This is a genomic window from Bradyrhizobium sacchari (assembly GCF_002068095.1).
Lineage (GTDB): Bacteria > Pseudomonadota > Alphaproteobacteria > Rhizobiales > Xanthobacteraceae > Bradyrhizobium > Bradyrhizobium sacchari.
In genome coordinates this window covers 7,749-23,862 of the sequence record NZ_LWIG01000001.1, presented here as the reverse complement: position 1 = coordinate 23,862, position 16,114 = coordinate 7,749, and the positions used below count along the sequence as shown (strand labels likewise).

General features: G+C 62.1%; 19 protein-coding genes. 12 read left to right on the top strand and 7 right to left on the bottom strand.

The annotated features are described in order from the left end of the window. Window positions 1-5: 5 nt before the first annotated feature. The 3 genes from A5906_RS42390 to A5906_RS00145 all read left to right on the top strand — a co-directional run bounded on the left by A5906_RS42390 (window position 6) and on the right by A5906_RS00145 (window position 1,295). On the top strand, window positions 6-188 hold the full coding sequence (locus A5906_RS42390; protein WP_161495350.1) for an isocitrate lyase/phosphoenolpyruvate mutase family protein: 183 nt from the start codon (window positions 6-8) through the stop codon (window positions 186-188). A 471-nt stretch (window positions 189-659) separates the two neighbouring features. Further along, a complete protein-coding gene (locus tag A5906_RS00150) occupies window positions 660-860 on the top strand; it encodes a hypothetical protein (protein ID WP_080133306.1) in 201 nt (66 codons plus the stop codon). A 15-nt stretch (window positions 861-875) separates the two neighbouring features. After that, window positions 876-1,295: a hypothetical protein gene (locus A5906_RS00145; protein ID WP_080133305.1), complete on the top strand. Its 420-nt coding sequence runs from the start codon at window positions 876-878 to the stop codon at window positions 1,293-1,295. Window positions 1,296-1,665: 370 nt separating this feature from the next. On the opposite strand, the gene A5906_RS00140 is transcribed toward A5906_RS00145, so the two are convergent. Beyond that, window positions 1,666-2,766: a DNA topoisomerase IB gene (locus A5906_RS00140; protein WP_080133304.1), complete on the bottom strand. Its 1,101-nt coding sequence runs from the start codon at window positions 2,764-2,766 to the stop codon at window positions 1,666-1,668. 259 nt (window positions 2,767-3,025) lie between these two features. Here A5906_RS00140 and rnhB point away from each other — a divergent pair, with 259 nt between their 5' ends. Beyond that, window positions 3,026-3,850, top strand: coding sequence for a ribonuclease HII (gene rnhB / locus A5906_RS00135; RefSeq protein ID WP_080133303.1), 825 nt, complete (start codon window positions 3,026-3,028; stop codon window positions 3,848-3,850). A gap of 28 nt (window positions 3,851-3,878) precedes the next feature. On the opposite strand, the gene ligD is transcribed toward rnhB, so the two are convergent. Both ligD and A5906_RS00125 read right to left on the bottom strand, forming a co-directional pair. Beyond that, entirely contained in the window at window positions 3,879-4,826 is a 948-nt protein-coding gene (gene ligD, locus A5906_RS00130; RefSeq protein ID WP_080133302.1) for a non-homologous end-joining DNA ligase, read from the bottom strand. Then, a complete protein-coding gene (locus tag A5906_RS00125; RefSeq protein ID WP_080133301.1) occupies window positions 4,823-5,161 on the bottom strand; it encodes a hypothetical protein in 339 nt (112 codons plus the stop codon). Before A5906_RS00125 ends, ligD begins: the two co-directional genes overlap by 4 nt. 1,139 nt (window positions 5,162-6,300) lie before the next feature. On the opposite strand from A5906_RS00125, the gene A5906_RS00115 reads away from it, so the two are divergent. The 3 genes from A5906_RS00115 to A5906_RS00110 all read left to right on the top strand — a co-directional run bounded on the left by A5906_RS00115 (window position 6,301) and on the right by A5906_RS00110 (window position 7,303). Then, window positions 6,301-6,504, top strand: a complete 204-nt coding sequence (locus tag A5906_RS00115; RefSeq protein WP_080133300.1) for a hypothetical protein — start codon at window positions 6,301-6,303, stop codon at window positions 6,502-6,504. Window positions 6,505-6,543: 39 nt separating this feature from the next. Then, the gene (locus A5906_RS42810) at window positions 6,544-6,720 is read left to right on the top strand and encodes a hypothetical protein (protein WP_167523452.1); all 177 of its coding nucleotides are present in this window, start codon (window positions 6,544-6,546) and stop codon (window positions 6,718-6,720) included. Between the two features lie 352 nt (window positions 6,721-7,072). Further along, window positions 7,073-7,303 carry a DUF6894 family protein gene (locus A5906_RS00110; protein ID WP_080133299.1) on the top strand — a complete coding sequence of 77 codons (231 nt, stop codon included), beginning with the start codon at window positions 7,073-7,075 and terminating at the stop codon, window positions 7,301-7,303. Between the two features lie 305 nt (window positions 7,304-7,608). Here the strand turns inward: A5906_RS00110 and A5906_RS00105 are convergent, their stop codons facing one another. Further along, window positions 7,609-8,568 (bottom strand): sensor histidine kinase, encoded by a 960-nt coding sequence (locus tag A5906_RS00105; protein ID WP_080133298.1) that lies wholly within the window; start codon window positions 8,566-8,568, stop codon window positions 7,609-7,611. A 443-nt stretch (window positions 8,569-9,011) separates the two neighbouring features. Further along, the gene (locus A5906_RS00100; protein ID WP_080133297.1) at window positions 9,012-10,406 is read right to left on the bottom strand and encodes a carbohydrate porin; all 1,395 of its coding nucleotides are present in this window, start codon (window positions 10,404-10,406) and stop codon (window positions 9,012-9,014) included. 323 nt (window positions 10,407-10,729) lie between these two features. On the opposite strand from A5906_RS00100, the gene A5906_RS00095 reads away from it, so the two are divergent. After that, window positions 10,730-10,954, top strand: coding sequence for a DUF3618 domain-containing protein (locus A5906_RS00095; RefSeq protein ID WP_080133296.1), 225 nt, complete (start codon window positions 10,730-10,732; stop codon window positions 10,952-10,954). A gap of 191 nt (window positions 10,955-11,145) precedes the next feature. Here the strand turns inward: A5906_RS00095 and A5906_RS00085 are convergent, their stop codons facing one another. Continuing rightward, complete coding sequence (locus A5906_RS00085; protein ID WP_080133295.1) at window positions 11,146-12,828, bottom strand: DNA polymerase/3'-5' exonuclease PolX; 1,683 nt, start codon at window positions 12,826-12,828, stop codon at window positions 11,146-11,148. A gap of 467 nt (window positions 12,829-13,295) precedes the next feature. On the opposite strand from A5906_RS00085, the gene A5906_RS00075 reads away from it, so the two are divergent. The 4 genes from A5906_RS00075 (at window position 13,296) to A5906_RS00060 (ending at window position 15,097) form a co-directional block, all read left to right on the top strand. Next, window positions 13,296-13,616, top strand: a complete 321-nt coding sequence (locus A5906_RS00075; protein ID WP_075968319.1) for a PepSY domain-containing protein — start codon at window positions 13,296-13,298, stop codon at window positions 13,614-13,616. Between the two features lie 35 nt (window positions 13,617-13,651). Beyond that, the gene (locus tag A5906_RS00070; protein WP_080133293.1) at window positions 13,652-14,272 is read left to right on the top strand and encodes a hypothetical protein; all 621 of its coding nucleotides are present in this window, start codon (window positions 13,652-13,654) and stop codon (window positions 14,270-14,272) included. Window positions 14,273-14,347: 75 nt separating this feature from the next. Next, window positions 14,348-14,809 (top strand): YidB family protein, encoded by a 462-nt coding sequence (locus A5906_RS00065; protein ID WP_080133292.1) that lies wholly within the window; start codon window positions 14,348-14,350, stop codon window positions 14,807-14,809. 24 nt (window positions 14,810-14,833) lie between these two features. Further along, window positions 14,834-15,097: a GlsB/YeaQ/YmgE family stress response membrane protein gene (locus A5906_RS00060; protein WP_080133291.1), complete on the top strand. Its 264-nt coding sequence runs from the start codon at window positions 14,834-14,836 to the stop codon at window positions 15,095-15,097. A 374-nt stretch (window positions 15,098-15,471) separates the two neighbouring features. Here the strand turns inward: A5906_RS00060 and A5906_RS00055 are convergent. Continuing rightward, the coding region (locus A5906_RS00055) for an ATP dependent DNA ligase (RefSeq protein WP_245326532.1) at window positions 15,472-16,114 on the bottom strand (643 nt) is incomplete at its 5' end.

Here is a 16,114-nt window from a genome sequence, read left to right as displayed (position 1 = left end):
CTGCCTTGCGAAGGGGAAAGGCCTACGCCTCGGCCGGCGCGTCCGGCTTCTTCATCCCGGGTTTGGCTGTTCCGGGTCAGATCGGTCGGATCGCCGCGGATGTGCCTATCCCGGTCAACGTCATGGTCATGGAGGGCGTGCCCTCGAACGACGAACTCGCGCGATTGGGCGTCGCCCGCATCAGCTAGGCCCCATTCCGTATGTGGAATGTATGAGCACGCTTCGGGAGAAGGCGGCAAAATTGATTTCCTGAGCCTGCGCGCAAAGAGCCATCCTCTATGAATCGGTGGTTGCGCGGTCGACGAGAGGGTACGTGAGGCCGACGAGGCGCCCCCTGGGTCGGGAGCGCCTTCGAGCCAATCAGCGCATCGAAGATGCGGCGGAAAGCTCCAGGCGTTTGTCCGCGACATGATCTGTTCCGCAAACGATCTTCTCTGCGTCGGCGTCTCAGATCATTGGCGCGCGCCTTGGTCAAGGCTGTCAGCGTTGACCAAGAGCTCGCGGCGGCAGCCTAGTTGCACCCAGCGCGCTCCTCGCTCCAGCATTGGTCGCCAAGCCAAGGCACAAGGGCTCCATATTTTTTCGGAAAGTCAACTTTCCTGCATCCCATTGGCGACAAAGCCGCGCTAACTTGAGATTTTCCCGTATGGGGGCATCTCATGTTAGATACTGCCACCACCGCGCTATTGCGCGCGGTCCTCGACGAAGTCTGTGAAAGCATCTCGCAGCGCGAAATCGGAGCGCGTACCCACGTCGCCTCGAAGATCCTGGAGGCCGCGACCAGGGGCGAGGTTTCTCCAGAGGCTCTCAAGCAGGTCGGTCGCGATGCCCTCTCGCACGCGCCCACGTTGTGGCGCTGATCCAGAGGGTGGGGCGTGAACTTCCAGGTGACAGTCCTAAAGATCCTGGTGGCATATCCGGACGGATTCGCCGTGATGGAAGACCTCAAGAGGGATATGGCCATCCTGGCGACGAGCGGGCGTGATTGGGCCGATCGGACCTGGCGCCTCGCGGCGCGGGTCCCGGATCTCGACATCTGGTCACAAGGGCTCGTCGAACGCATCAGCGGCGGGTGGAGGCTGACTTCCAAGGGACGGGAAGTGCTCGCGTTCATGGAAGCCCAACCGGCGCCGGGGCCAATTCGGGGGACGGCGGTCAACGAGATCGCGCTACCGGTTAGCGAACAAGTGCCGGTTCCTCCGTTGCGGCAGCCTGCCGACCGTGCGAAGCGGCGGCGCGAGCGTCGAGAACGCCGCCGCGAAGCGCGCGAACGAGCGAGGGCGAACGCCTCCTAGTCAAAGAAAAAGCCGCCAGCGAAGCTGGACGGCTTGATAGTCCCGGACCGTTGATCGAATCCCCAGCCCCAAGCGTACCGCCGTTACCTTGTTCGCGGCCATGCCAAGCCGATCTACCGCCCGCTTTTCGATTCCGCCATCAGGCGGCCCAGTTGTGCACCGGGGTCTTACAGCGCCGGTAGGGCCCGAGAGGAGGCGGACGGGAGCCGAACCCGCACGGTATCGCGGCCACCACCGTCCCCCCGACCCGCGCCACGCCCAGCACCCCACACCTTGAATGGAGGCCCGCTTCCGCCGACGAGAGCCCCGCCATTGAGGCCCGCTCGGAAGCGTCGAGGAGGGCGCAAGCGTCTGGATACGCGTCGCGAGGCTAGGCGCGAGACTCCAGAGAATCGAGACGCTTGCGGAGAAATGCCAGCACCATGATCTCGTCGGATGTGAGCTTGGCATACTGGCGCTTGAACTTCTGCGCGATCTTGGCTTCGATCATCCTCACCAGGTCGCCGGACATGTAGGCGTTCAGGACTTCCGGGTGCACGTAGCACTTGCGGCAGATGGCCGGCGTATTGCCGAGCTGCTTCGAGACGCTCTCAATCGCGGCGACGACGTTGCGCTTCGCCTCTGCCTGGTTGTCATACTTCTTTAATTCGGCCAGCGCCAACGCCGCCAGAACCGTCCCCGCCCATGTCCGGAAATCCTTGGCGCTGAAGTCCTCGCCCGTGATGTCCTTAATGTAGGCGTTGACGTCGCCCGAATCCACCGTGCGCGGCTCTCCGTCATCGTCCAGGTACTTGAAGAGTTCATGACCTGGAATATCGGCACAGCGCTTCACGATCGAGGCAATGCGCTTGTCCTCAACCCGCAGCTTCCATTGCTTCCCCGACTTTCCCGTGAATTCGAACCGCAGGATACCACGGCCGATCGCGACGTGCTTGCGTCGCATGGTGGTGAGCCCGTAGGACTTGTTTTTCTCGGCATACTCGACGTTGCCGACCCGGATCAATGTCTTCTCCAGAAGGCTAACGATTGTAGCCAGCACCTTCTCGCGGGGAAGTCCGTCCCGTTTCATGTCGGCGGCGACCCGCTCCCGCAACGCGGGCAGGGCGGCCGCGAACTGGATGATATGCTCATACTTGTTCTGGTCCCGGATCTCCCGACACTTCGGATGGTAGCGATATTGCTTGCGGCCCCGCGCATCGAGCCCGGTTGCCTGGATGTGGCCGTTCGGCGACGGGCAGATCCAGACGGATTCGTAGGCCGGCGGGATGCCGATTGATTTGATGCGTTGGATGATCGTGGCATCGGTGATGCGTTTGCCGCCCGTGTCGTAGTAGCTAAACGTGGTTCCGGTCCGCTTGCGCGTGTACCCCGGCGCGGAGTCGCTGACGTAGCGAAGGCCTTCTTCCGCGCTGGCGGCCGTGACCTCGGCCGTGCGGTCAAGAATCTCTTCGTTGCTGGTCTGTCGGAGCATGGGCCTGTCCCTCGGAAGCACCCCGGGGATCCAGGCTCCGCTCCCTCTAAAGCAAGGGATGAAGACACCTGTTGTTCCTTGTAAGCTCGTGGACCCGATGTCTAAATTCGGTGGTAGCGGAAGATCCCGGATCTTAGATGAGAATTGGCCGGGTTCCTTTCGAGGGCGTTGCGCAGTTGAAGAGGCGGATGGCGATTTCAGACAATCGCCACAAAGTTCACCGAGACGCTCCCCCCAGCCAGTCTTTGCGAAGGCCGCTATGTCCCAATATTCGCTTGATGTATTGCGTCAGCGCTACGTCGTCGAGAAAAGACCGCTCGAGGCCACTGTCGAGCACATCTTGCGGGCCGACACCCGCGCCGGAGCCCGTGCGATCCTGACTTCGATCGATAAACGCCGCTTCGAAAATAGGTCCGAAGGGCAGCGCCTCCGCAAGATGCTCCGCTTTGAGACCTCTCTCTGGTTAAGCGGCCATCATGCGGTGGCTGGCGTGGACGAGGCCGGAATGAGCCCTCTTGCCGGGCCGGTCTCCGCCGGTGCCGTGATCCTGAAGCCCGGCACGCGGATAGTCGGCATCGACGATTCGAAAAAGCTCGATGCCGCGGCTCGCGAAGAACTCGCGAAAGAGATCAAGGAAAAGGCAGAGACTTGGTGTGTGGCGTTCGTCGAGGTCGAGGAGATCGACGCGATCAATATCTATTGGGCGGGCATCCAGGCCATGCAGCGTGCGGTCCGGGGGCTGGGATTGACGCCGCAGCACTTGCTGATCGATGCGAAGCGGTTGAAGGAAATGGACATACCTCAGCAGGCGATCATCAAAGGCGACGCCAAGTCCGCCAGCATCGCCGCCGCATCCATCCTCGCGAAAGTCGAGCGCGACGAAATCATGCGCACTCTCGACGTGCGTCACCCCGGCTACGGATTCGCGGATCACAAGGGCTACCCGGTGCCGGCTCATTATGAGGCGCTCGCAAGGCTTGGCGCATGCGCAGCTCACCGGCGATCGTTCGGACCAGTCCGTAAGGCTCTTGGGTTGCCGCCCCTCCCGCCATGGCCTTCGGCAGCTGAGCGCGAAGCGGGCTGAACACATCGTACGCTTCGTCTCGGCGGCGCTATTTTCGCGACCAGTTCTTTTCGCGAACAACGTCCTTCGCGGTTTTGTCGGACCGCAGCCCGAGATAGACCGGCTGGCGCAGCTCGCCCTTGCTGGTCCACTCCGCGAACTTCACTTCCGCGACCAATGTCTGACGCACCCAGGTCGTGACTCGCTCGTCCTTCACCTTGGCAGGAAAGGGCGACCTGGAAGTCTTGAGCCTCATGAGCTTTCCGTGGAGCTCTTCGAGAACTTGGTGGCTGAAGCCGGTGCCAACGTGGCCGATGTACTGCCATCCATCATCTTCGCGCACCGCTAGGACGAGCGCGCCGAAGAAAGGCCGGGTTCGCCTGGGCGCCGTGAATCCGGCGATAACGACCTCCTGCCGCTGCGCGGTCTTCACCTTCAGCCAGTCCGCGGTCCGGCGTCCCCACGCGTACGGGCTGTCGGCGCGCTTGGCCATGATGCCTTCGAGATGTCTTCGCTCGGCTTCTGCAAAGAATTTTGTGCCGTTGCCTTTACGGTGCTTGCTGAATGCAATCAGCTTGTGGCGCGGCAGGATGGCCTTCAGCCTTTCCTTGCGCGCGAGCAGAGGAAGCTTCCGGAGGTCTTCGCCCTCGGCGAACATGAGATCGAACACACAGTAAAGGAGCTTGGCTTCGTGTCTAAACGCGTTCTGCAGCAATTGGAAGTGCGAAACGCCGTCCTTGCCGAGGGCGACGAGCTCGCCATCGATCACAGCGTCGCCCTTCACGCTTTCCAGGGCCTGTGCAACCTCCACATACGAATGACTGATGATCTTGCCGTTGCGGCTGTACAAGGCCACTCTGCCTCCGCGGATCTCGGAGACCATCCGGAAGCCGTCGTACTTGTCCTCAAACACCCAATGGGCATCGTCGAAGGGAGTATCGGTCAGCGTGGCCAGCATAGGCTGCAGCCGCTTAGGCAGCGTTGATTTTCGGCTCATTTCGAAGCTGACGGCGTATCGCGAATCGCATTCTCGGTTCGGCTCCCACGGAATGTGCCGATCATGCGCGTCCGAACAAAAACGAGGGCTTTCCAGATCTTTGCGAACCAGGGGATCGTGAGAAGCTTAGGCTTCACGATGACGAAAAGCCGTTCGACAACCAGAAGGCTAAATGCGTAGCACGCCACGATCATCGCCGTCCCGGTAATCCAATGGCCCTCTCCTGCCACGGCTACCGCGACGAGCTTCAGAGGCTCTACGGTAGCCGCCGGTAGAGCCAGCAAGAAGAGCGACGGGTAGGGGCCGAGTCCTTCGATCGACTTTCTTAAGCTCATGCAATGCTCCTCCGGGGAAGAACGAGGGCATCCTGCCGGTTGTTCCTGGCAACGGAACATACGTCGCCTTGTCTCGTTTTAAGGCGTGCAGGGCCAGAGGAGGAAAGACTAGATGCGCGCGGCCAACGAACGAGGCGGCGAAGTCGAGGACGAAGTATCGCGCTTGGAAAACGAGGTCGCTAGCTGGCGTAGCGGACGGATCCAGAGACGAGGGACCACGACAGGCAAAGTGCATGTGGTCCGTATCTCCAAGCGTGTGGTCCCGCAGTCCGGTCCGTCAGCGGACCAAACGTCAGCTACCGCAAGGCCGTAGCGGCGCAGCCGAGAAAAGCCGGAAGGTCGCATGACCGCCACAGCCAACGGGACAGAAGAGACTTCATTCGGCAGCCTCGCCGCCGAACAAAAGCCGCTCCCTCTGGGGGCGGGGGCCCGCATGAAGGCCAGAATTGTCCTGGCACTAGTGTTGGTCGTCCTTGGACTATGGACCGCCGCGAGCTTCTTGCCTGCTCTCATATGGGCCGCCATTATGGCAGTCGCCCTGTGGCCTCTTTATCTGGCATTCGCCACAGTGTAGTAGGTTGTAGTGTAGCCGCCGCCCCGGCGATACGGGAGGCGCGGACAGAGAGCGCCGCGCCCGCCGTGGGGCCTCCGGCTTCAGCGCCGGCGGCGTCCCCTGCTCTGGCCACCAGATGGTCCGGCCGAAGCCCGATCCAGCGCCGCCGCGCGTCACGCGAGCGCGTCCGCGCAAAAGCGTGCTGACGCCCGCTTTCCGGCTGACACGGATAACCCAGTTCGTACCTGGCTTTTCTCGGGCGACTGACGGCCGAGAAGAGCCGGCCTGAATCAAGAAGCTCGAGCCTGATCGACGGAGAACATCCTGCTGGTCATCAAGGTTGATCAAGTTCGCGAGTATGCTTGCGAAGACGCGGCCCCGACCTCACAGGGCGTTTGGGGTGCTCCGCCAGCTCGGCGGCAAGCCAGCGAAAGTCCCAAGCTTGTCCGGCAGCCTTTGCTCCTGAAACTGCCCGGGGCACGTGCGCTAAGCTTCCCGATTTTACTAAAGGCCTAGTTCATTCACGGAACCGAAGCCGGCCATCTCCGTTTTGGAGTCGTTTGAAATCATTTCTTGGGAAGGCACCATGACGCAGCATCGTCGTAGGGTCGTACAGACCCGCTCCCTCGAAGAACGAATGGCAGAACAGGCGGCAAAGCTAAAAGAACAGGCCAGCCAGTTACCCGCTGGAGCCGAGCGCGAGGCCTTGCTGAAACGAGCCAGGATTGCGCAGACCGGCGCGCATCTGAGTGATTGGCTTCGTTCGCCCGGCCTACTGCCGCCCGAATGAATCTCCACTAATCAATGCTGGCTGTCCTGAAGGGGGGACGTGAAGCTGCTCGGCGAGTATCTCGAACACGCCCTCCAGTTCGAACGGATGGCGGCCGAAGAATCGGACTCTAAGTTGAAAGCGGCGATGGCGAGCCAAGCGAAGGCTTATCGTAAGATGGCCGCGAAGCGAGCCAAGATGCTCGGCTTGCCGGAGCCTAGCCCTCCCGAGCAGTAGACTAAGATCGGGCTCTAGGAACAATTGTCCACTTTGGACTTATTGAGTCGCCTTTGGCAGGGTGATTCCCGTGCACTTTTTCAGTGGCGACAAATTCTCTGGACCGAAGACGCGGGAAGAGCAGCGCTGCAAATGCGGCGCGCAGCCCCGACTAGCTCATACGATGATGGACCCAGTGCGCGGCCTGACCGTGCGCATGTTCGAGTGCCGGTGTGGCGAGCGCTCTTGGACTGAGGACAAAGAGTAAGGCTGCCCGGTTTGGCGCCTCTTGTCTGCGAGCGTAGTGGTCCGGGTTGATCTTGAGCCGTCGCCCAGTCTGGAACGTGCACTCGCTTGTCAGCATTACTGGCGTATGCCGCGCTATTTCTTCCACGTGACCCACAAACGCTACGAACCTGACCTTGAAGGGGAGGGATTGCCGGACAAGCACGCCGCTTGGCATGAGGCCACACTGACGGCTGGCCAGATACTCCAAGGCCTCGACGAGAGGCTAACGCCGGACCACAGATGGCGGATGGAAGTCACGGACGAATCTCAAAACACGCTGTACGTCTTGCACATCAAGGCCGACAAGCCAAAGTAAGACGGCCTCAGTTGTCGCCCTCTCACGGAGTCCGTCGCGCTCGATGACCCATGATCGCAAAGCGCGGGTCACCTCGCTCGAAGTCCCCCCGCCAGAATATCGGCGCCGCGACTACCGCAAGCCTGACACACATATTCAGACTCCAGGTCGGACAGCCGCATCTGGTCCGGCCAATGATCGGGATCGAACGCAACATGATGACCGCAGTGTAGACTAGGACACCATGGTCCGAAACTCCGACCTGTCTACGCCAGAACCTGTCTTCGGTTGCAGCCAGCTTCGAGGAAATTCACCGCCTCCGACGCTCATGCATCACGCGCGAGTGAAACCTGCACCTCGCAGCCTTCCGAAAGAGGCCTTCTCGTCACTGCCCCCTTCATCTGGGACGCCAGCAGGCTGATCAACCGCGTGCCGAGCCCGCTCTTGACTTCGACCGGACAGCCGACGCCGTTGTCCTGTACGGTCACGAGGATGCGGTCGTCCTTGGCGCGCACGTCTACCTCCACCGCGCCGCGGCGACCCTCGGGGAAGGCGTACTTGAAGCAGTTCGTCACCAGTTCGTTCACGATCAGCCCGATCGACGCGGCCTGCGAGCTCCGCACCTCGATATGCTCGCAGCGGACACCGATCGAGATCGTGCGCACCCCGCGATGAAAATCAGCGAGGCTCCCGCATAGGGCTTCGATGTACGGCGCGAGGTCGATGCGGCTGCTGTCTGCCGTATCGCGCAAACGGTCGTGGACCTTGGCGACCACGTCCACCCGGCTCACCGCTGACGTAATCGCCGCCTGGACCGCAGGGTCGGTCGCCGAGCGGGCCTGAAGTCTAAGGACGGAGACTATGGTGGCGAGGTCGTTCCGCGTTCTATGCGCGAGCTCCTGCAGCAGAACTTCCGAATACCGTTTGGCTTCGGCAAGGTTCTGCAGAGTGTGCCGCAGAAGCTCGGTGACGGTTGCGATGCAAATGCCGGTCAAGACGAACAAGACGAGCGGGATCGCAGCGGATGATGGAGGTCCCGGGATGAAGTAGGCGGCAGCAAGCGCGGCCGCTGCCGCGGTGGCCATGATACCACTGCCGCGGTCGAAGAGGACGGAGGACAGGAAGATGGCCGGGATGAAGAGCAGAACGGGGTAGGAGCGCAGGTGATCGTCCAGCATCACCCGGGCGAAGAACGCGATGCCGACCAGGCCGAGCGTCAAGGTGTAGCGCGCCCAGACCGGAAAGTCCGACCTGGCCGTGAAGAGGCGGTGCAGAAAGGCTTCCATTTGGGAGGAACGTGCGTTCCAGGCTCGATGTTCCGAGCGCTTGTCAGACCGCTTCCGATAGTCTTCTCAAGCGGCTCGCGTCGCAGGACGGGCTTTCGCCTGACTGTCCGGAAGGACATGGTTCGGCTTGAAACTCGGTCCGCTTCTCGTCAATGCCCTCGCCACCTGGACAGCCGATCCGCTCGGCTGACAGGCCGGCCACACAGTGCTCGACTTGAAAGGTCCGCGACGCCGAAATACTCGAAACAACGCTGACGCGTCGCTTTCGCCATCGGCCATCAATCTCGGCGGATTTCGAGGCGTCTGGAGGACGATCCGTCGGCATTCGGAAGCTGGCCGTTCTTTTGTCTGCCCATCCGGCAGGAGGGGGAATGAGACGCAGTCTAGGAGAAGGCGAGATGAGCTCTTCATCTTGAACATCCGGTTCACGGAACTGAAGCTTCCTAGAATTTCAACGTCGTGCGCAGGCCGAAGACCGCCGCGTTTTTCAGCGCTCGACCCGGCATCGGGCCCGTCGGGTCCGTCGCTCCGCCGCCCGGCCGGATGATGTATTGGAAATTGGGCTGGAGGGTCCAGCCGTCCCTCACCTGATACTGATACACCGCCGTGAGGAGTCCTTCGAAGCTGCGCACCGGCCAGGCGGGACCGGCAAGTGCGCGATAGTCGAAGTCGAGCGCCTGGGCTCGCTTCGAGACGTGTGCGTAGCCGGCCGCGATCCCAAACTTGTCGTCCGGCCGTTTGTCGCTGAGACCGATGAATTCGAACCCCGCGTCGGCGTAGAGATCGATCAGATTGCGATCGGCAGGAGCTCCGGAGACGCGAGCGAAGATGCCGATTCCGCGGTCATCGCTTTTGGGCACGCGATAAAGCTGCTGCTCGAAGACCGCCCAGCCGCCGATGTCGCCCCCCAACATGAGTGGGGTGCCGCTGCTGCTCGGCGCCGAAAGCGAAACGCCGTTGCTTGCGAGTTGAAGATCTGAGAATTGCCCGAAGTGACGCCATCCGCCGAACTTGACCTGGCCGGTCAGATTGGGATCGCCCTTCTTGTTGTTCCAAGCGTACTGGATCTGCCCTAGCAGCAGAGGCGGATCGTTGATCCGAAAGTTGACGCCATATCGGTTGCGTTCTTGCGGGTCGCCCGATCCAGGGCCCGCCTGATTGCCGTCAAAGATGCCTCCAAGCATGGACAGCTGATCGGTGATGTTGACCAGCAGTCGGGTGCCCATCGCGGCCAACGGCGGCGACGGACCGCCGCTGGGCAGGTCGAGCGACGTGATCGCCGGCCAGCCCATCGACGCGTTCGTGAAGACGTCGGTGTATTTCGTATTGAAGAACTCGCTGTCGGCGGCGAGCTGTCCGAACTTCAGAGAGACCTTCTTGTCGCCCCACTGCTTTTCAAAGTAGGCCTCGTAGAGGCGGGTCGAGGGCAACGCTTCGATGCCGCTGACGACGAAGAAATTGTCGAGATAGCTTCGAGACAGCCCGTCGCCATGGATCTGGAACATGTTGGCGTGGAAGGTGAGCTTGTCGATGCCGACGAGCTTCTGCAGGTCGATATCGACCGCAAGGTTTAACCGGCCTTCGTAGATCGCTCCCTGCTTCAGTCCGCCGGACACATTCCCCAGCGTCTCACCGATGTAGGTCGCGGCGAACTTGATCCCGTACTTTTGGAGTGGGTTTGGCAGAAGCCCGAGCGTCTTCTCCTCGACGGTGCTCTCGCCGGTGTCGGGATCGGCGGGCTTGTCGTCGTCGGTCTTCTTGTCCTCCTGCGCGAATGCGTGGGAGCCTTCGAGAAGACCCGTCAGAAGGACTGCCAGCGTCAGGCCTCTAAGGGACATTTTCAATCGAGCCGCACACCAAGATTCTCCGTCGGGTCGGGAGTATTGGGACACGCTCTAACGGCAAACTCAAGGGGATACCCGCGGCTTGTCCTCCTTCGAGAAAGCGACCGCTGCGGCTTGGGATTCTCTGACGAGCAGATTTCGAACGAGCGCGGCCGTCGAGACCGCCCCGCAGTCGGTCCTGCGGCGGCCGGCGGGAGAACGCACCGGCCGCGTCGACGCGCGGCGATGCGGCGGAAGGCGCTCCAAGGCTACTAGGAATCATCCAATAGAGGGGGAGTTCGTCCTCGAAGCACAATCCAAGAAGACAAGAGGATGAGATGACACGATCGGTGGAGGAGCTACGACGGGAGTCCGAGCGTAACCGGGCGGAATTGGCGGCCACGGTCGAACGTCTCAAGCAGGGGATATCGGACACGACGCGGGATCTGCGGTACATGGTCTCGCCTCAACACGTTAAATCGGAAATGTCGGGCTGCGACCGCGAAGCCAGCTTCTCGGAGGTGCGCAAATCGCTCGGATTGGATCAGGTGAACCTGCCGTAGATTGGGAAGCCGGGGCTGGCGATGGGCGAGGTATCGGTGCCGGACAAACGGGCCGGCGTGGGCATCACAATCGACACCTTTGCCTTCCACCAAAACGATCTGATCCCGTGGCGGCTTGCTGAACTGGTGGCCGCGATCAGCGGCTACCGCAATCACCTTTCCCTCGAGCGAGACGTCGTGCACAGGCGACATCAGGCGGCGCAGGCGAGCAAGCGCCTCTTCTGGCGGAGATATCGCGTGATTTCCGGCAACTTCATCGCGTTCAGGACCCGGTCGGCCGGGACGCCGCCCTTGCGAGCCATCTCGACGCCCCAGTGCATGTGGTCGAGCTCTGGAATCGAGTGCACATCCGGATTGATGCTTAACATGCAGCCGAACTCAAGCGCCGCCTGGTGCCAGCGCCAATCCAGATCGAGCCGCCAGGGATGTGCGTTGATTTCGACGGCGACGTCATGCTTCGCACAGGCCCGAAGCACCTTCTCGATGTCGATCTCATAGCCCGGCCGCCGCTGGAGCTGCCGCCCGGTCATGTGCCCGATGATGGCCGTGTGAGGATCGGAAATGGCCCGAAGCAGGCGCTGCGTCTGCGCCTTGCGGTCCAGCTTGAAACGGCCGTGGATGCTGGCGACGACGAAATCGAAACGTCCAAGCACCTCGTCGTCGTAGTCGAGCGACCCGTCCGCCAGAATGTCGGACTCGATGCCTTTCAGGATCCGGAAATCCTTGCGGAAGCGTTTGTTCAACCGGTCGGCTTCACGGTGCTGCTGCTCAATGTCCTCCACGGTGAGACCACCGGCATAGTGAGCAGACTTCGAATGGTCGGCGACCCCGAAATACTCGAAGCCGCGCTGGCGCGTCGCCTTCGCCATAGTCTCTAGGGTCTCCGCTCCGTCGGAGCCATCGGTGTGGCAATGAAGGATTCCGCGGAGGTCCTCGTCGGTGACGAGCTTCGGCAGCTTACCCTTCTGGGCCAGTTCGACCTCGCAGCGGCCCTCCCGGAGTTCGGGATCGATGAAGGGCAAACCAAGAGCGCGATAAATCTCGGCCTCGTCGCCCGCGATCAGGGTCCGCCCCTTGTGCAGGCCGTCGGCTTCCAACCGCATCTCTTTCTCGGCGGCCAGCGTCCGGAGCTGCTCGACATGAGCGGCGGAGCCGGTCGCGAACAGAAGCGTGGCGCCGAAGTGTTTGCGATCTGTCAGCCGAATCTGCAGTCCCTCGGCGGGTGACGGCTTCGGTGCCTTGGCGGCCTCCGGAGCCTCCGCAACGATGGCGAGATCACCGACGAGTTCGCAGCCTCGACGGAAATCGCCGGCGATCGTCACGCGCTTGAGTTCGGGGCGAGCCTTCCGGATCGAGTCCTTCGCGTGCGCGAGCAGGGCGGCGGCACGATGCAGATGGAGGCGGCCTTCTCCGCTCTTCGCGATGGCCAGGTTCTGGAGGATCTTGGTCTGCAGCGCGGCGCCCAGTCCTTTCACCTTCTTGATGCGGTTGTCCTTGGCGGCGGCCTCCAGTTCGGCGAGGGAGGCGATGCCGAGATCCTTATACAGGCGCAGCAGCTTCTCCGGACGAAGGCCGGGCACAGCGAGCATCTCAAGCACGCTCTCGGGGATCTCCTTCCGCAGCTTTTCGAGGCTCGGATGGCTGCCAGTCTTGTGGAGCTTGGTGATGATGTCAGCGATCGCATCACCCACCTCGGGGATCTCCGTCAGCCGGTCTTCGGCGATGAGCACGTCCAGAGGGACGGCAAGGGCCGCCAGGCTGTCGGCGGCCCGAGAGTAGGCTTTCGCCCGGTAGGGATTGCCGCCCCGCAAGGCTGTGCGCTGTGCGTACTCTCGCAGGAGACTTGCCACACCGCGAGCGCCGAGCGAAGGCATTCAGCGAGCCTCCCGGTCCGCGCTTTGCGGGGCCGACGGAGCAAGGCGACCGCCGGACCGGTCACTCGACCGGCGATCGAGTGAGCTCTCGAGCTTCTGAGCTGCGCGAAAGTCGTCTAGTTGCTGGATATTGGGGCCGTAAACAGCTTCTTTTTTGAGGAGATTGTAGATCCGACCGGCCACCAGCTGCAGATGCTTCATCCGGCCCCGCGGCATCGATCGCGCCTTGCAAAGAGCTCGGACGGCGCAGGCGCGGAAGTAGTCGAATGCGTCTGACATGATGTCAGCAAACGCCGGCTACCCCTCATGGTTCGATCAGCAGCCATGGATCTCATTCTCCGATGCCGGAGCGGCGGCGGCTTCGCGGCGCCGGCATCCCGGGCTGAGGGCTGCGTCAATCCGAACCGAGAAAACTTGGAACCTCTGGGCGCAGCACCTGTTGTGCCGGGCCAATACTGGAGGACGACATGAACAAGAAACTTCTTCTGCTGCTGACGGCCGCTTCGCTTCTGACGGGTCCGTCGTTCGCGCAAAATCCGCCGGCGACCGACCGCCCGAACAACAACGCGGTCAACAGTTCCGGCCAGAACAATTCCGACAAACCGGTTTCGGGGGCCAACAGCTTCACCGAGGGCCAGGCCAAATCGAAGATCGAGCAGGCGGGTTACACCGATGTCACGGGCCTGAAGAAGGACGACAACGGCGTGTGGCGCGGCAAGGCGAGCAAGGGCGGCACATCGACGAACGTTAGCCTTGACTTCCAGGGCAACGTCAACGCGGCGAAGTAACCGAGCGCAGCAGCTAACACAGACAAGGACTCAAAATGACCGTTACGATTACACGTCTCTACGACAACTACTCCGACGCGCAGCGCGCGGTGACGAACCTCGAAGCAGCGGGTCTGCCGCATTCGGACTTGAGCATCGTCGCGAACAATTCCGACAACTGGTACAGCAGCGACAAGAAGGTTGACCGCGACCGCGATGGTGTCGACGACCGTGCCGAAGGCGCCGCCACGGGTGCCGGCGTCGGCGCGGGTCTCGGCGGCGCTGCCGGTCTGCTCGCGGGCCTCGGGCTACTGGCGATACCGGGCCTGGGCCCGGTGGTCGCGGCCGGATGGCTCGCCTCGACGGCGCTGGGCGCGGTCGCGGGCGGCGCAACGGGCGGAGTGGTCGGTGCGCTAACGCAAGCGGGCGTTTCCGAGGAAGAAGCACCTCTCTATGCCGAAGGCGTAAGGCGCGGCGGCACGATGGTTTCGGCCCGCGTTCCTGACGGCGATCGTGCGCGGTACGAAGCGATCCTCGACCAATCCGCCGTCAATCTGCGCGACCGCAGCGCGGCTTGGCAGAAGTCGGGTTGGAAGAGCTACGATCCGGCGGCGCAACCTTACGGGGCGGACGAGGTCCGCCGCGAGCGCCAACTCTACGGTGCAGGCGTACGGTAAGGCACAGTCGGTGACCCGCCTCCAAGGCGGGTCGCTTTTTTTTCACGCGACAACAATCGAATACAGGAGCGGAAAATGAGCCGCGGCATGCCATCGATGACTGCCCTCTTGGGCATGCTCGCTATCGCCGGGTACCAGAATCGAGACAAGCTGACGGAGATGTTTCGCAACGCGACCGCCGGGCAGCCGGCGGCAGGCAACAAGGACTCGCTAAGCGGCATGCTCGGCAACTTGGGCGGCCTCGTCGGCGGCGGTGGCGTGGGTTCGCTGCTCAACGGCGGGATCGGCGAACTTCTCGAGCACTTCAAACAGAACGGTCAGGGTGACGCCGCGCAGTCCTGGGTCGATCACGGGCCGAACCGGGAGGTCACGCCGCCCGAACTTAAGCAGGCGATCGGTCCGGATGTCCTGCAGAAGCTGGAACAGCAGACCGGACTGTCGCAGCAGGAGATACTCGACCGCTTGTCCCGCGAGCTGCCGACAGCCGTGGACAAATACACGCCCGACGGACGGCTTCCTTCTTCGACGGCTGGCTAACGCAACGCGCACTTGGGGGAAAACATGGGCATCATCTGGACGATCATCATTGGTTTCATCGCAGGGGTCATCGCGAAATTCATCATGCCCGGCGATAACGAGCCGACTGGTTTCATTCTGACCACGATCCTCGGAATCGTAGGAGCGTTCGTGGCCACCTATCTCGGTCAGGCGCTCGGCTGGTATCGGCCCGGCGAAGGAGCGGGGCTAGTCGGCGCCGTCCTCGGTGCGATTATCGTACTGTTCGTTTACGGGCTGGTCACAGGCAGAAGCCGTCGGGCTATCTAGTTCACAGCGTGTCGCCTGTGCGTCGAAAAACCCGTAAGCGACGTGGCCCGTTTTGAAGCTGCGTGAAGCGCGGGCGCTATCGATAACGTGATAGAGCGAGCATGTCTTCGGCCAGTACGATCGCTGGACTCGGCGCGGGGCTGATCGAAGGCCGCGCGTCCTCGTTGCAAGCGATCGGCGCACCTCGAAGGATCATCGCACATGCATCGTTTCTTCGTTCGCGCTCAAGTAGGCATGATCATTTTCGCGATCCTGTCCGGAACTTCGATACACGTTTGCGCGAGGACGCCGAGGCTTGGCAGGTTCGGCGGCTCCACCATTCGCACGGCGAAAGCTATCCATGAGGATTCGCCGCAGCGAAAGCCCGAAGGATGCTACTGCATGTCTTCCCGCAGTCCCTTGAAGAAAGGGTGCCGGACCTTCCCCTCGGCGGACTTCGCGCGGTACTCGACCTCCGCGAGCAGCTTCGGCTCCACCCAGATGCCCTTGTGGGCGATCCGCTTCGCGTACGGCTGCGTCTTCCGGATTAGCGGCTTCAGTCGCCTTTGCAGGTCGGCTGCGGAGACCTTATCGAAGCCGTGGTCGACCTTGCCGGCGTAGACCAGGTCGTCCCCCTTGCGCCGACCGAGATAGATGCCGTCCCACTTGCCTTCGTCGAGCGCGAAACCGGCGATCGCCAGGGTCTCCCGCTGCGCGCAGGTTTTCTTGACCCAGTTGTTGCTGCGGCCGCTGGCGTACGCGCTGTCGCGTACCTTCGAGACAACGCCTTCCAGTCCGATCTTGCAGGCGTGCTCGAACATCTCGCGGCCTTCAATCTCGAAGCTTTCGCTGAATTGGATCTCGGTGCCGTCGATGATCTTCTTGAGTTCGGTCTTGCGCTGGAAAAGCGGCAGCTTCCGGAGGTCGCGGCCGTTCAGGTACAGAAGATCGAAGGCGACCAGTACAATGCTGGTCGACCTGCCTTTCAGTTCGTTCTGTAGGACCGAGAAGTCAGTCGTGCCATCTGCGGCGGGAACC

Coding starts and splice junctions, on each gene's coding strand:
- A5906_RS00150 (WP_080133306.1), top strand. CDS start 660: ATGTTAGATACTGCCACCACCGCGCTATTGCGCGCGGTCCTCGACGAA.
- A5906_RS00140 (WP_080133304.1), bottom strand. CDS start 2,766: ATGCTCCGACAGACCAGCAACGAAGAGATTCTTGACCGCACGGCCGAG.
- rnhB (WP_080133303.1), top strand. CDS start 3,026: ATGTCCCAATATTCGCTTGATGTATTGCGTCAGCGCTACGTCGTCGAG.
- ligD (WP_080133302.1), bottom strand. CDS start 4,826: ATGAGCCGAAAATCAACGCTGCCTAAGCGGCTGCAGCCTATGCTGGCC.
- A5906_RS00125 (WP_080133301.1), bottom strand. CDS start 5,161: ATGAGCTTAAGAAAGTCGATCGAAGGACTCGGCCCCTACCCGTCGCTC.
- A5906_RS00115 (WP_080133300.1), top strand. CDS start 6,301: ATGACGCAGCATCGTCGTAGGGTCGTACAGACCCGCTCCCTCGAAGAA.
- A5906_RS00110 (WP_080133299.1), top strand. CDS start 7,073: ATGCCGCGCTATTTCTTCCACGTGACCCACAAACGCTACGAACCTGAC.
- A5906_RS00105 (WP_080133298.1), bottom strand. CDS start 8,568: ATGGAAGCCTTTCTGCACCGCCTCTTCACGGCCAGGTCGGACTTTCCG.
- A5906_RS00100 (WP_080133297.1), bottom strand. CDS start 10,406: ATGTCCCTTAGAGGCCTGACGCTGGCAGTCCTTCTGACGGGTCTTCTC.
- A5906_RS00095 (WP_080133296.1), top strand. CDS start 10,730: ATGACACGATCGGTGGAGGAGCTACGACGGGAGTCCGAGCGTAACCGG.
- A5906_RS00085 (WP_080133295.1), bottom strand. CDS start 12,828: ATGCCTTCGCTCGGCGCTCGCGGTGTGGCAAGTCTCCTGCGAGAGTAC.
- A5906_RS00075 (WP_075968319.1), top strand. CDS start 13,296: ATGAACAAGAAACTTCTTCTGCTGCTGACGGCCGCTTCGCTTCTGACG.
- A5906_RS00070 (WP_080133293.1), top strand. CDS start 13,652: ATGACCGTTACGATTACACGTCTCTACGACAACTACTCCGACGCGCAG.
- A5906_RS00065 (WP_080133292.1), top strand. CDS start 14,348: ATGAGCCGCGGCATGCCATCGATGACTGCCCTCTTGGGCATGCTCGCT.
- A5906_RS00060 (WP_080133291.1), top strand. CDS start 14,834: ATGGGCATCATCTGGACGATCATCATTGGTTTCATCGCAGGGGTCATC.